The 13,293-nt window shown below is 69.0% G+C and carries 14 protein-coding genes; 6 read left to right on the plus strand and 8 right to left on the minus strand.

Annotated features, from left to right (window positions below; all coding sequences use genetic code 11):
• Window positions 1-182: 182 nt before the first annotated feature.
• Together CES90_RS51935 and CES90_RS12480 are read right to left on the minus strand one after the other, a co-directional pair.
• On the minus strand, window positions 183-743 hold the full coding sequence (locus CES90_RS51935; protein WP_373313412.1) for an eCIS core domain-containing protein: 561 nt from the start codon (window positions 741-743) through the stop codon (window positions 183-185).
• Between the two features lie 67 nt (window positions 744-810).
• On the minus strand, window positions 811-2,046 hold the full coding sequence (locus CES90_RS12480) for a cytochrome P450 (RefSeq protein ID WP_189784215.1): 1,236 nt from the start codon (window positions 2,044-2,046) through the stop codon (window positions 811-813).
• Window positions 2,047-2,312: 266 nt separating this feature from the next.
• On the opposite strand from CES90_RS12480, the gene CES90_RS12485 reads away from it, so the two are divergent.
• Both CES90_RS12485 and CES90_RS12490 read left to right on the plus strand, forming a co-directional pair.
• The gene (locus CES90_RS12485) at window positions 2,313-3,482 is read left to right on the plus strand and encodes a steroid 3-ketoacyl-CoA thiolase (RefSeq protein WP_189784216.1); all 1,170 of its coding nucleotides are present in this window, start codon (window positions 2,313-2,315) and stop codon (window positions 3,480-3,482) included.
• 9 nt (window positions 3,483-3,491) lie between these two features.
• A complete protein-coding gene (locus CES90_RS12490; protein WP_189784217.1) occupies window positions 3,492-3,848 on the plus strand; it encodes a hypothetical protein in 357 nt (118 codons plus the stop codon).
• A gap of 58 nt (window positions 3,849-3,906) precedes the next feature.
• On the opposite strand, the gene CES90_RS12495 is transcribed toward CES90_RS12490, so the two are convergent.
• The gene (locus tag CES90_RS12495) at window positions 3,907-4,656 is read right to left on the minus strand and encodes a hypothetical protein (protein WP_189784218.1); all 750 of its coding nucleotides are present in this window, start codon (window positions 4,654-4,656) and stop codon (window positions 3,907-3,909) included.
• 353 nt (window positions 4,657-5,009) lie between these two features.
• Between CES90_RS12495 and CES90_RS12500 the strand changes: the two genes are divergently transcribed.
• Complete coding sequence (locus CES90_RS12500) at window positions 5,010-6,167, plus strand: RNA-guided endonuclease InsQ/TnpB family protein (RefSeq protein ID WP_229913954.1); 1,158 nt, start codon at window positions 5,010-5,012, stop codon at window positions 6,165-6,167.
• A 277-nt stretch (window positions 6,168-6,444) separates the two neighbouring features.
• The gene (locus CES90_RS12505) at window positions 6,445-6,969 is read left to right on the plus strand and encodes a GNAT family N-acetyltransferase (RefSeq protein WP_189784219.1); all 525 of its coding nucleotides are present in this window, start codon (window positions 6,445-6,447) and stop codon (window positions 6,967-6,969) included.
• Between the two features lie 18 nt (window positions 6,970-6,987).
• Here the strand turns inward: CES90_RS12505 and CES90_RS12510 are convergent, their stop codons facing one another.
• A complete protein-coding gene (locus CES90_RS12510) occupies window positions 6,988-7,263 on the minus strand; it encodes a DUF397 domain-containing protein (RefSeq protein WP_189784220.1) in 276 nt (91 codons plus the stop codon).
• Window positions 7,223-8,071 carry a helix-turn-helix domain-containing protein gene (locus tag CES90_RS12515; protein ID WP_189784333.1) on the minus strand — a complete coding sequence of 283 codons (849 nt, stop codon included), beginning with the start codon at window positions 8,069-8,071 and terminating at the stop codon, window positions 7,223-7,225. The genes CES90_RS12510 and CES90_RS12515 overlap by 41 nt, the downstream gene beginning before the upstream one ends.
• 173 nt (window positions 8,072-8,244) lie before the next feature.
• On the opposite strand from CES90_RS12515, the gene CES90_RS12520 reads away from it, so the two are divergent.
• The gene (locus CES90_RS12520; RefSeq protein WP_189784221.1) at window positions 8,245-8,616 is read left to right on the plus strand and encodes an ATP-binding protein; all 372 of its coding nucleotides are present in this window, start codon (window positions 8,245-8,247) and stop codon (window positions 8,614-8,616) included.
• Here the strand turns inward: CES90_RS12520 and CES90_RS12525 are convergent.
• Window positions 8,600-9,316: a hypothetical protein gene (locus CES90_RS12525; RefSeq protein WP_189784222.1), complete on the minus strand. Its 717-nt coding sequence runs from the start codon at window positions 9,314-9,316 to the stop codon at window positions 8,600-8,602. The two genes, CES90_RS12520 and CES90_RS12525, sit on opposite strands and share 17 nt — an antisense overlap.
• Before the next feature lie 215 nt (window positions 9,317-9,531).
• Window positions 9,532-9,942 carry an aggregation-promoting factor C-terminal-like domain-containing protein gene (locus tag CES90_RS12530; RefSeq protein WP_456300562.1) on the minus strand — a complete coding sequence of 137 codons (411 nt, stop codon included), beginning with the start codon at window positions 9,940-9,942 and terminating at the stop codon, window positions 9,532-9,534.
• A gap of 654 nt (window positions 9,943-10,596) precedes the next feature.
• On the opposite strand from CES90_RS12530, the gene CES90_RS12535 reads away from it, so the two are divergent.
• Window positions 10,597-11,787 (plus strand): Cmx/CmrA family chloramphenicol efflux MFS transporter, encoded by a 1,191-nt coding sequence (locus CES90_RS12535; protein WP_189784334.1) that lies wholly within the window; start codon window positions 10,597-10,599, stop codon window positions 11,785-11,787.
• Window positions 11,788-11,946: 159 nt separating this feature from the next.
• Here the strand turns inward: CES90_RS12535 and CES90_RS12540 are convergent, their stop codons facing one another.
• Window positions 11,947-12,975: an MBL fold metallo-hydrolase gene (locus CES90_RS12540; protein ID WP_189784224.1), complete on the minus strand. Its 1,029-nt coding sequence runs from the start codon at window positions 12,973-12,975 to the stop codon at window positions 11,947-11,949.
• Window positions 12,976-13,293: the final 318 nt, after the last annotated feature.

Raw genomic sequence — 13,293 nt, forward strand, 5'->3', positions numbered from 1 at the left:
GTCCGCGGAGGCGCGTGCTCTCGGCGTGCCGGGCACACACCCTCGTATCTGGATGTACTTGGGCTTTCGCCCGGTGCGCCGAGAGCACGCTCCCCCACTCTCGGCTTCGCTCGAGCGGGGGGACCCCCATGACGCCGCCCGGCCCGCCCTCCGGGCGGACGACGGGACTTTCGCAACACGCCCTATGGCCCTTCCGGGGAGAGGACGTCGCCGAAGCGCAAGGCGTGGGGGTTCCGCGCGCGAAGGGCGTCCCCTGTATGGCTTCCGGAGGTGTAGGCGCGGGCCCCCACCGCCGCCGCCGAGGCCCTCGCCGCACCGTCGTCGTGGACGCGGACGTCGGAGAAGTCGGCGCCGAGGCGTGCCTCCATGTCGGTACGGGTGGCGTCGTCGAGTGGCCGCCCCGCGCCGCGCAGGACGTCATGGACGGCGGAGCGCTGCACCTGGGCCTCCGCCACCTCGTGGCCGCAGCCGGCACCGTGCTGGTGCCGCTCCCGCGCCCCGGGATGTCCCGCCTCACGGAGCAGTTGTACGACGGCAGCGTTCCCGGCGGTGCCCTGCAGGGCGAGGAGCCGCTGGAGCGGCGTACTCCCGCCGCCGACCCGGGGGCGGGCCGGCGCCCGTTCGATGCCGGTGCCGGACTTGCGGGCGTAGTCCTGAGCGCGTACGGGGCCTCTTCCGGTCTGGGACGCGATCCTGCCTGCATATGTGACAGACCGGGGAGGGGACCAGGGATTCGAGGGCAACGTTGGGGCGACCGAACGGGCATGTGCGGTCCAGCGGTGCGGTGCGGTGCGGTGCCGTGCCGTGCCGTCAGGTGGCGGTCACCTGGAGGTGCTTCACCCCGTTGATCCAGGCGGAGCGCAGCCGGCTCGGCTCGCCGACGAGTTTGAGGTCCGGCATCGCGTCGGCGACCGCGTTGAAGATCAGGTCAATCTCCAGGACGGCCAGGGACTTCCCGAGACAGAAGTGCGGCCCTCCGCCACCGAAGCCGAGGTGTGGATTGGGATCCCGGGTGATGTCGAAGGTGTCGGGGTCGTCGAAGACCTCGGGGTCGTGGTTGGCGGAGGCATAGAAGACCCCGACACGATCCCCCTTCTTGATCAGTTTGCCGCCGAGTTCGGTGTCCTGGGTGGCGGTGCGCTGGAAGGAGTTGACCGGGGTGGCCCAGCGGACGATCTCCTCGGCGGCCGTCGCCGGGCGCTCGCGCTTGTAGCGGTCCCACTGGTCGGGGTGGGTGAGGAAGGCGTGCATGCCGTGGGTGATGGCGTTGCGCGTGGTCTCGTTGCCGGCGACCGCCAGCATCAGCACGAAGAAGCCGAACTCGTCCGAGGCCAGGTTGCCCTCGTCCTCGGCGGCCACCAGGGTGCTCACGATGTCCTTCGCGGGACACTGCTTGCGGTCGGCGGCCATGTTCATGGCGTACGCGATGAGTTCCATGGCCGACTGCTGGCCGATCTCCTCGGTGATGGCGTACTCCGGGTCGTCGTACGAGATCATCCGGTTCGACCACTCGAAGATCTTGATGCGGTCCTCCTGCGGGATGCCGATCAGCTCCGCTATGGCTTGCAGCGGCAGTTCGCAGGCGACCTGGGTGACGAAGTCGAACGGGCCCGAGTGGGCGAGGGCCTGCTCGGCGATGGTGAGGGCGCGGTTGCGCAGGTTGTCCTCCAGAGCGCGGATGGCCCGTGGCGTGAACACGCGCTGCACGATCTGGCGGACCCGGGTGTGCTCCGGCGGATCCATGTTCAGCAGGATCAGCCGCTGCGCGTCGATGGCGTCACGCTCGATGTGCTCGTTGAACCGGATGATCGCGGTGTTCAGATACGAGGAGAACAACTCCGGGTGCGTGGACACGTACTTGACGTCCGCGTGCCGGGTGACGGCCCAGTAGCCCTCGTCCTCGAAGCCCGCGATGCCGGGCGCCTGCGGGACCCAGTGGACCGGTTCCGTGCGGCGCAGCTCGGCGAACTCCGGGAGGGGGACACGGTGGTGCAGCAGGTCGGGGTCGGTGAAGTCGAACCCGTCGGGCAGCGCTGGACAGGGCATCGGCAACTCCTGACGGAGCATCAGCTATGGGGAATTGCGCCGACCGTAGTAACGGGTTCTAGAAGTAGCAAGGGGCATGGGGCCCTCAATTGCCGCGCGCCCCTTGCGGCATCGGAGTCGCCGTCAGCAGACTGCTGTACAGAACTAGAACGCGTACCAGTTCGCTCCGCTGGAAGGCAGTGAGAAGACTGCGGGCCGTCTGTGGCTGGTCGCGCAGTTCCCCGCGCCCCTACGGGGCGCGGGTCGGAGGAAAGGACCCCGCACCCATGCCCGCCGAACCCGTGATCGTCGAAGCCGTACGGACCCCCATCGGCAAGCGCGGCGGCGCGCTCGCCAACCTTCATCCCGCCTATCTCCTCGGCGAGACCTACCGTGAGCTGCTGGGCCGCACCGGTATCCCCGCCGACTGCGTCGAGCAGATCGTCGGCGGTACGGTCACCCACGCCGGCGAACAGTCCATGAACCCCGCGCGGACCGCCTGGCTCACCATGGGCCTGCCGTACGAGACGGCCGCGACGACCGTCGACTGCCAGTGCGGTTCCTCTCAGCAGGCCTCGCACATGGTGGCCAACATGATCGCGGCGGGCGTCATCGACGTGGGCATCTCCTGCGGCGTCGAGGCGATGTCCCGCGTGCCGCTCGGGTCGGGCTCCAAGCACGGACCCGGGAAGCCGTTCCCCGACGAGTGGAACGTCGACCTCCCGAACCAGTTCGAGGCGGCCGAGCGGATCGCCAAACACCGGGGCCTGACCCGCGAGAACGTCGACTCCCTGGGCCTGCTGTCGCAGGAACGGGCGGCCGTGGCATGGGCCGAGGAGCGCTTCAAGAAGGAGACGTTCGCGGTCCAGGTCCCCACGACGGAGGACGAGCAGCGGGCCGGGCAGGGCATGTGGCGGCTGGTCGACAGGGACGAGGGCCTGCGGGACACGTCCATGGAGGCGCTGGCGAGGCTGAAGCCGATCATGCCGACGGCTGTCCATACGGCTGGCAACTCGTCCCAGATCAGCGATGGTTCGGCCGCGATCATGTGGGCGTCGAAACGCATGGCGCGGGCGCTGAAGCTGCGGCCGAGGGCGCGGATCGTCGCACAGGCGTTGGTGGGGGCCGACCCCCACTTCCACCTCGACGGGCCGATCGACGCGACGAAGGCTGTGCTGGGCAAGGCCGGTATGTCCCTGAAGGACATCGACCTCGTCGAGATCAACGAGGCTTTCGCATCGGTGGTCCTGAGCTGGGCCCAGGTCTTCGAGCAGGACCTGGAGAAGGTCAATGTGAACGGCGGTGCGATCGCCCTGGGGCACCCGGTGGGGGCGACGGGGGCGCGGCTCATCACCACCGCCCTGCATGAACTGGAGCGTCTGGACAAGGAGTTCGCGCTGATCACGATGTGCGCCGGGGGCGGGCTCGCCACCGGGACGATCATCCAGCGGCTGTAGCCTGGCGGGATGAGGACGCGCAATCTGAGGCTCGGTCTGTACGCGGACGAGGAGGGGCTGGCCTGGGTCCGGGGACTCGTCGCGGAGGCGGTGGCGGGCCGTAGCGTCCGGGGCGTTGCCGACTCCGTCGTACGCACCTGTCCCGAGAGTGGGTTGACGACCGCCTACCTCTACGACCATCTCGCGGAGCAGTGGGCCTGGGAGAACCCCGGCCAGGGCAGTGGGGCGAGGGAAGCGGTCGAGCTGCGGGTCCAGCTGGCGTGCTCCCTGCGGACGTGGCGGGCCGTCCGCAAGACGGTGATCAGGACGCTGTGCCCGGCAGGCATGGGCCCCCATACCTGCCGGGTGCCGTGGTCGGCGTGGTGAGCGCGCCATGCCGTACGGAGCGGAGTTCCTCCGCCCCGTAGGTCACGCACCGGACACGTCAGCCCTCGTCGACGGGCAGGCCTTCGATCTGGGCCAGGTCACGGGCATCAGAGCCGTGCAGCATGGCGCCGTCGCAGGCGGGCAGGTCGACCGACACCTTGTTCAGTTCCTTCGCGGCGATGAAGCCGACAGGTTTGCCACCCTTGTCGGTGAACACCTCGACGTGGTCGGTTTCGCGACCGTCCGTCCCGGTGGCCAGCAGCCGCTTGTCGAGCAGTACGCCGTACCAACGGGCAGACGGATCCGAGGAGTTCTCCGTCCTCCCGTAGTCGTACTTGGCCAGGCACACCACGGACACTTCTTCGTTCCGCTGCGGGTGGCAGTCAGGCTTGACCTCGCTGCCTCCGCAGGTCCCGGCGTCCCACGTGTTGACCTTTTTCTTGATCAACGTGCAGCTGTCGTCGGAGTCGCTCTTGCACGACACCGGCCAGACGTTCGTCGGGTTGGCACTGTCGGAGGGCTTCTCGCCGACCTTCGCCCACGGGACACTGACGGTCGCCTTGTGGGCCTCGGGAAGCCCACAGAGGTCGATCTCCGCCTTGCCGCCGAGCTTGGTGTCGTCGACCGTTGCCGTGTGCTTGTCGGGACAGTCCTTCGAGCCCTGTCCCCCCGACCCACCCGTGGCTCCCGCCGCGGCCGACGCTCCCTTGCCGCTGTCTTCTGTGTCCGTCCCCGAGCCGCATGCCGTGAGGGCCAGCGTGAGGGCGGCTGCTCCGAAGCCTGCAGCAAAGCGAACGTGCGTTGACACGAAGTGGTCCTCTTTCCCGACGCCGGCCACGCCCAAGCATCTGGGCATCCGAACGGTATCGGCCGCTGACATGGACTTCAAGGCCAGGGGCCGGCCCGTGAGGGCGTCAGTAGGATTACGGAAGTTCACCTGCTTCTGGCGAGGATGCCCCGGCGTTCACGCCGGGGAGGAATCGCCTCCTGCGGCTGCGACGCGGAGCGTCGCCGCATCTGCTCTCTGACCGGCGCGGAGCGCCCGTACGGCTGCCCGGCGGAGCCGGAGAATGCGAACAGATGTCCTGCGGGTCACCTGCTGTGGTGACTGTCGGGTGAACGGCGGTTGTGTGTGCGGACGTCGTACTACGGTGCGATGCCGTGAAGCTGGTGGTGCAGGTGAAGCTGCTGCCGACGCCCGAGCAGGCGCCGGCGCTCGAGGCGACCCTGCGCGCCTGCAACCGGGCCGCCACCTACGCCTCGCAGGTTGCCTTCGCCAAGCACCTCAAAGACCGCAACGGCCTGCAGAAGGAGGTGTACGCGGATCTGAAGGCCACGTTCGGACTGTCGGCGCAGCCGGTGGTGCGGGCGGTGAAGAAGGTCGTCGACGCCTACGCGACCCTGAAGGCCAATCTGCAGGCCGGGAACCTGGGCCCGCCCACCTCCAAGCGACACCGCACAGCGCTCAGTACCCCGATCGCCTTCCGGCCGGAGGCGGCTCAGCCGTTCGACGACCGCTGCCTGTCCTGGCAGTACGACGCGCGCACGGTGTCGATCTGGACTGTCGACGGGCGGATGAAGGGCGTCCGCTTCGCCTGCTCACCCGACCAGCTCAAGACCCTCGTGCAGTACCGCAAGGGCGAGAGTGATCTCGTCCAGCGTGGCGGGAAGTGGTTCTTGATGGCCACCTGCGACATTCCCGAGCCGGCAGTGTACGAGCCGGCCGGCTGGATCGGAGTGGACCGGGGCATCGTGAACCTGGCCACCACCAGTGACGGCACGAACCACCAGGGCCGCCGTCTGTCCCGCTACCGGCGCTGGCAGGCCCGCAAACGCGCCGAACTCCAGGCCAGACAGACCCGCTCGGCCACCCGCCGCCTGGCCCGCCGCACACGCAAGGAGCGTCGCCATGCCACGCAGGTGAACCACGTCATCAGTAAGGAGATCGTGTCCGTTGCGCAACGCACCGGTCGCGGGATCGCTGTCGAGCACCTCGGCGGGATCCGTGAGCGGGTACGGCTACGTCGCGACCAGCGGGACACCCTCTCCTCCTGGCCCTTCCACCAGCTCGGACAGCACCTGGCCTACAAGGCCAAACGGGCCGGGGTGCCCTTCCTCGAGGTGGACGCGGCCTATACCTCGCAGCGCTGCCCGCGCTGCGGGCACACCGAGCGGGCCAACCGGCCCACCCGGGATCAATTCCGCTGTCGTCGGTGCGGTCTCGCTGGGCCTGCCGACGTCGTCGCCGGGGTCAACGTGCGCGACCGTGCACGCTCGGTGTGGGCATTCGTCACCATGCCCGTCCCGCAACCGGTCTGACCGGAAAGGGAGATGCGACCCGTGACCGTCCTGTCGTAGGGGACAGTCGGGAGCGCGACAAGGTGTGAACGACCGAGCGCACAAGCTCGGCCGTTCACGGCCGAGAAGGTGACTACGCAAGATCTGCAACGCGGGCTGGCTGGACGGCAGCCGGGGCTCTGTGATTGGCAAATCTGTCTCGGCGAAGGGCCTGGTGAGCGGAGCTTGGCCAAGACGAGCCGAGACGGAACTGCCAATTGGTCCCTGTGCCGGTGCCTGGTTGCATACCGTCCTTCGCATGCCTGAACTTCAGCTGCTTCGTCCGGACCACGCCCCCGCGCTCCTCGCCTTCGAGCGGGAGAATCGAGCCTACTTCGCGGCGTCCATCCCGGACCGAGGTGAGGAATACTTCGCTCGATTCGACGAGCGGCACCGTGACCTGCTCGCCGAGCAGGAGGCCGGGGTCTGTTATTTCCACGTGCTGGTCGGCCCCGAGGGCGAGGTGCTGGGGCGGGTCAACCTGGTGGACGTGGCGGACGGTAGTGCCGACCTCGGGTATCGGATCGCGCAGCGGGCCGCGGGCCGAGGGTTGGCCACCTTGGCCGTGCGGAAGATGTGCGGCCTCGCCGCCGACAAGTACGGGTTGACCGCCCTGCGCGCCGCCACCACGGTCGACAACGCGGCGTCCCGAGCCGTACTGATCCGTTCGGGGTTCACCATCACCGGCGAGACACAGCTCTCCGGTCGCCCTGGCCTGACGTTTCTTCGGGGCCTTGAGGATTTCTCCGCCCCGCGTGTCGATCTCCCCGGGACGGCGTGCTGAGCGCGTGGCGCTGCCGCGCTAGTTCGCCGCCGTCCAGTTGACGAAGGTGGTGAAGGCGGCGGGGGTGAGGGTGAGGTGGGGGCCGGTGGGGGTCTTGGAGTCGCGGATGGCGATGGTGGCGGAGCGGGGGGTTTCGGCGATCTCTATGCAGTCGCCGCCCTGGTCGCCGCTGTACGACGACTTGCGCCAGGCCAGGCGGCCGAGGGCGGCGCATTCGACGCACTCGCCGCCCTGGTCGCCGCTGTAGCTTGACTTACGCCACTGAGTCCCCGTCGGAATCGCGTTGCTCCCCATAGCGTTCCTCCATCACTCGCCGGATCAACTCCGCCGAATCCTTGAGGGAATGCGCGGCGGCCCGTAGATGATCGTAACGGAGCGAACAGTCCTTGACGGTGTCCGGGTTCGCGGTGGGATGCCCGCTGCCGTACCCCTCGGTATAGACGATGGCTGGGTCACTCACGAAGTGGAAGAGAGTGAACGAGCCTTGCACGCCCGCGTGCTCTCCGGCCGAGAACGGCAGTACCTGGACGTTGATCCGGGGATTGCCCTCGAACGCCAACAGTCGGGCCAGTTGGCCACGCATCACTTCCGGGCCACCAATCTCCTGGCAGAGCGCGGCTTCGCTGATGATGGCCCAGAAGACCGGGGATTCCTGCTTCTCGAAGATGCGCTGACGTCCCAGTCGTACGGCGGTGCGGTCGTCGAGGTCGGTCCTGTCCAGGGTGCCGAGCACGGCCCTCGCGTACTCCTTGGTTTGCAGGAGCCCGTGGACCAGGTGCGTTTGGAAGGTACTGATCTCGGTCGCCCGCGCCTCAAGCTCGGCCACCTGCCTGAACCAGGCCGGAAGTTGACTGCGAAGCACCAGGTCAACCAGGCGTGTGAAGAACCCGTCCGTCCCCAGCGCCGCATCCACCCGCTCGCTGAACTCCGGCGTCGGGACCTTCCGCGCGGTCTCGATCTGGCCCACCAGCGAACCGGTGTAGTTGACGATGCTGCCGAGCTGCTTCTGCGTCAGCCCGGCGGCCTCACGTAGCCGCCGCAACTCGTAGCCGTAGTAGTCGAGTGGCGAGGCGCCGGGGTCGAGGGCGTTGATGTGGCGGATCACGTACGGTCCCCTCTCGTGCAACTCGGCCCACATCGGGACGGGTTGTGTCTGTTCTGTGGCCGAGAGTAGTGGGCCCACGTCAGGCTCGTGGTGTGAACAAGCCGATTCCCCCATTTGTCCCCCCGCTCTCGTACCCCGGCCCGCCCCTGGTGCCGTCCACCCACTACCGCATGAGCTTCACGGTGGGTGAGCACTCAGCCCGCCATGTCCGGCGGATCGTCGCGCTGCATCTGCTGCGCTGGCGCATGGTCGAGCTGATGGACCCCGCGAAGCTGGCGGTGACGGAGTTGCTCTCCAACGTCGTACGCCATGTCCCGGACCGGCGTTGTGAGTTGGTGATCCGGCGGCAGACGCACGGGGTGCGGGTGGAGGTGACGGACGGCAGCCCGGAGCTTCCGCTGCTGTCCGTCCCCGACTTCGAGAAGGAGTCCGGGCGCGGGCTCGTCCTGCTCGACGCGACGGTCGGCAAGTGGGGCGTGGAGCCCGCGCCCGGCGGCGGGAAGACGGTGTGGTTCGAGTGCGGCGTCAGCGCTTGCCGTTGACGAAGCCGTGGCTCCAGCCGTGGTCGCCGAGGCCGATGGCCACCTGGACCTTGTTGACGGACTTGGTGCCGGCGCTCTTGAACTTGGGGGTGGCGGTCCAGTTGGTCACGCCGTCGAGCATGTTGGCCTCGGGCTCGATCTTGCCCTTGGATGCCTTGAAGGCGAAGGCGGCGTTGTGGTTGCGGCTCTTGTTGCTGACCGTCTGACCCTTGCCGTTGACCAGGTGGTTCTTGCCGACCTGGTAGGCCAGCTGGGTCGTCACGCTGGTGACCGGGATGTCGAAGATGCGCTCGGTCGCCGTGACGGACAGGTTGAGGGTGGTGGTGCCGTTCTTGTTCTTGTGCGCGGTGGAGGTCACGGTGCTGACGAAGGTGACGTCCTTCTTGTAGCGGATCGTCTTCTTGCCGCCCTTGGGGACGTCGCCGCTGTGGTCGGCCTTGAACGCCTTGATGACGTTCGCGTCCTGCAAGTAGGTGACGAAGGCCTGCTGCTTGGCCTTGGGCAGCTTGGCGAACTTCGCGAGCGTGCTGAGGCCACCCGGGGCCTTCTTCAACCAGGCCTTGTACGCGTCCACGGTCAGCTTGGAGGGCGCGGCGGGCTTGGCGGGGGCCTGGCTGTCGGCGAAGGCCTGGCCGGTGCCGCCGATGAGGGCGACGGACGCGGCGGTGGCGATGGCGGCGACGGTGATGCGGTTGCGCACGGTGTTGTCCCCTTGTCGGGCGGTGGTTCCTGCGACGGTCTACGGCCGTACTTGCTGCCGCGACGAAGTTACGGGCGTGCGCAACGGGGCGAAATTGTCTCTTGGGGCACTGTCCTGGAGGGCAATGCGGGCAATGCGGGCAACGCGGGCAACGCGAAGGCGGCGGCCCGGGGATCGGGGCCGCCGCCTTCAGCTCAGCTGCTCTGTGGGGCTGATCAGTACCAGTTGTTGGCCTGCCAGAAGTTCCACGCGCCGCACGGGCTGCCGTAGCGCTCCTTCATGTAGTCCAGGCCCCACTCGATCTGGGTGGCGGCGTTGGTCTGCCAGTCGGAACCGGCGGAGGCCATCTTCGAACCGGGGAGCGCCTGGACCAGGCCGTAGGCGCCGGAGGACGCGTTCGTCGCGTTGACGTCCCAGTCGCTCTCGTGGTCGACGATCTTGGCGAAGCAGCTGTACTGGGCCGAGTCGCCGATCATCTTCTTCGCGATCGCCTGTGCCTGAGAGGCGTCCGACGCGGCCTGGGCGGGCGCGGCGGCGAGCAGCGTACCGGCGGTGGCGGCGGCCACGGCGGCACCGGCGAGGGCCTTCTTCGGGGAGGCGATGCGGCGGAGAAGGGAGAGAGTCACGGGGAACCTTTTCTTCGGGGACATGACCGTCGCGGGCATGCCTTCACCACGTGAGGTGCGGTGGGGGCGTACGTGGGCGCCGCGGCCCGGGTGGGCACGTCGGCGCCGTGCGACTCGTCCAGAGAAGCAGCCCGGGGGATCTGTCCGCAAACACCCCTTTTGCTAGTTGTGGCCGTATGTGCGGAAAGGGTTGGCTGTGTGACGTGGCTCTCAATGCGCTGGTCAGGAGCGGTTATGGCGTGCGCATGGCATGCGGTTCGATCTACGACCCCGGTTCGTATGTGATCTGGGTCCTGTGGGGTGGTTCACGGCTCAGGTAACGGAGCGTGGTGGGGCGTAGCGGGGCGTTCAGCTCGTGGGTGGGGTGAATGTGACCGGGGTCTCGAACGCCGCCTGGCGCGTGGCCCGTCGTAATCCGGTTGAGTGCCTGTGGGGCCGGGACTACCGTGCCTCGGGTGACGAACCCTGAGTCGGACAGAACCGAGCCGCCGGCCACTCGGCGGCGAGCGGGTTCTGTGACGAGCGGCGACCAATAGCCAGTTGGCGGTCGGTCGCCCCCTCTGGCGATCTCGCCTCTCACTCCTCGCTTCCAGTGACCGGGCACGCGTGCCTCTGTCCCCGTATCTCGCGTACCTCGACGCTGGAGTCGACTCCTTGCCTGTCTTCGTCTACGTCCTCAGCCTTGCCGTTTTCGCGCAGGGCACCTCCGAGTTCATGCTGGCCGGGCTCGTACCGGGCATCGCGCACGACATGTCCGTGTCCGTGGCGGCCGCCGCGAGCCTGACCTCCGCGTATGCCGTCGGAATGATCGTCGGCGCGCCGGTGATGGCCGCGTTGAGTGCCCGTTGGCCACGCCGTCGGGCACTGGCGGGCTTTCTGGCCGCGTTCGTCGTCGTGCATGTGGTCGGCGCGGTCACGGCGAGCTTCCCGGTGCTGTTCGGTACCCGTGTCGTCGCCGCGATCGTCAACGCCGGGTTCCTCGCGGTCGCGATGTCCGTGGCGACCGGCCTCGTCGTGCCGGAGCGGCGGCCCAGGGCCACCGCGATCCTGCTGTCCGGGGTGACGCTGTCGTGCGTCATCGGTGTGCCCGCGGGCGCGCTGCTCGGCGACTGGTCCGGCTGGCGATCGGTGTTCTGGGCGGTCGCCGCGCTGTGCCTGCCCGCACTGGCGCTGGTGTTCCGGTCGGCGCCCTCTTCCTCCGCCCCTCGTCCGCATGACGTCTCGATCAGGCGGGAGGCGCGCGAACTGCGGGCGCGTCCCGTGCGGTTGGCGCTGCTCCTCGCGGCCCTGGTCAACGGGGCGACGTTCGCGACCTTCGCCTACCTCGCCGTCATCGCGACGGACGTCGCCGACCTGCCCGGCGTGGCGGTACCCGGCCTGCTCGCCGCGTTCGGCGTGGGCGCGTTCATCGGGGTGACGATCGCGGGCCGGGTCGGCGACGGGAGGGCCGGCAATGGGCGCGTCGGCAATGTGCGGCCGGGGCTGCGGCCGGGCCTGATCCGTACCCTGTACGTCCTGCCCGTCGGATGGGCGGTGCTGGCCGCGACCAGCGCGCGCCCGGTGCCGCTGTTCATCGCGGCCGTCATCCAGGGCGGGCTGTCGTTCGGGATCGGCTCGGCCGTCGTCCATCACGTCATGTTCGTCGCGTCCCGCGCCCCGTCGCTGAGCGGGGCGTTCGCCACGGTCGCGCTGAACGCCGGCGCGTTCCTGGGGCCGCTGCTCGCCGGCGCCGCGACCGGGGCGACGCACGACCACCGGCTGGCGGCCTGGGTCAGCGTCGCGCTGTCCGCGTCGGCAGCCGCGCTTACGTGTGCGCTCCTTCGGCGGCAGCACGTTGGTGCTTGATGCCGTGGCCGCGGTACGCGCGGGCGCGCCCAGCTCCGGCGCGAGATCGCAGCCGGGTCAGCGACCGATGGGTGGTGCTGCGCAGCGTGCCGACCGGGCAGCCCAGGACGCTCGCCACCTCTGTCTCCGACAGGTCCCCTCAGTCAGGGAGGGGAGCATTCACACCGCGACGTAGGTGACCGGCGCGCTCCCCGTCGCCGTCTCCGCCCGGCCCAGTTTCACCAGGCGGCGGAGGTGGGCCTCGGCCTCGGAGACGGCGATGTTGCGTGAACCGAAGGGGATTTGGTCCCAGGGGCGGTTCCACTGCATGCGTTCGGCGAGCTGCCAGGCGGTGAGGGGCTCGGCGAGCAGGGCGAGCAGGGCGGTGAGCCGGGACTCGTGGTGGGCCAGCAACTCCCGTACCCGGCCCGCCGAGTCGGTGAACGCGTACTGGTGGGCCGGGAGGATCTCGGCCGGGCTGAGGCGGCCGACGCGTTCGAGGGAGTCGAGGTAGTCGCCGAGGGGATCGGTGACGGTGTCGTCGTCCGGGTCCTCGTACAGGCCGATGTGTGGGCTGATCTCGGGGAGGAGATGGTCGCCGGAGAACAGGCGTCCGTGGCCCGCGAGTTGGGCCGGGTGAACCTCCTCCAGGTGGAGGCAGACGTGGCCGGGGGTGTGGCCCGGGGTCCAGATCGCACGGAGGCGGCGGCCGGGGAGGTCGAGGAGTTCACCGGGGACGATCTCGCGGTCGGGCAGCGCGGGGGAGAAGCCGGGGAGGGCGCGGGGGCGGGTGGGGGTGCGGAGAAGCGCCAGGTGTTCTTCGGGGGCGCCGGCGGCGGTGAGCCTGTCCCTCATGTACGAGAACCAGCGGTCCGGGCCGGTGCCTCGGGTGCGCCGTACGATCGCCGTGTCCGCGGCGTGCATCGCGATCCACGCGCCCGACGCGTCGCGCACCGCGCCCGACAGGCCGTGGTGGTCGGGGTGGTGGTGGGTGATGACGACGCCGTGGATCTCCTCGACGGTCGTACCGCACGCCGTCAGTCCCGCGGTGAGGGTGTCCCACGATGTCGGGTCGTCCCAGCCGGTGTCGATCAGTACGGGGCCGCGGTCGGTGTCGACGACGTACACGAGTGTGTGGCCCAGTGGGTTGTCCGGGATGGGTACCTTGATGGAGCGTACGCCGCCGCCGTGCTTGACCGTCTGCGCCATGGTCCCCACTATAACTAGAACGGGTTGCACTTGGGCGTTGCTGTCGTATCTTCTTCACCCCCGCCGCCCCTACCCGCCCCTACCCGCCCCATCCCCAGGGGCTGCCGCCCCTTCGACCCCGCACACCTGAGAGCTCGGCGGTTGCGGGTTCGTGGGCGGGTGCGGGGTGTGTGTGGTTGCTCGCGCAGTTCCCCGCGCCCCTGAGGACACGACTACCCGCACCCGCCACGCGAACCGCACTCTCAGGCGCATGGACTCCTCTCAGTGGAACTGGTATCAGTTTTTCAACCGCATTGTCTGATGGATCGTCAGAGACCT

Origin of the sequence: Streptomyces capitiformicae (genome assembly GCF_002214185.1) — a bacterium.
Classification (GTDB): Bacteria; Actinomycetota; Actinomycetes; order Streptomycetales; family Streptomycetaceae; genus Streptomyces; species Streptomyces capitiformicae.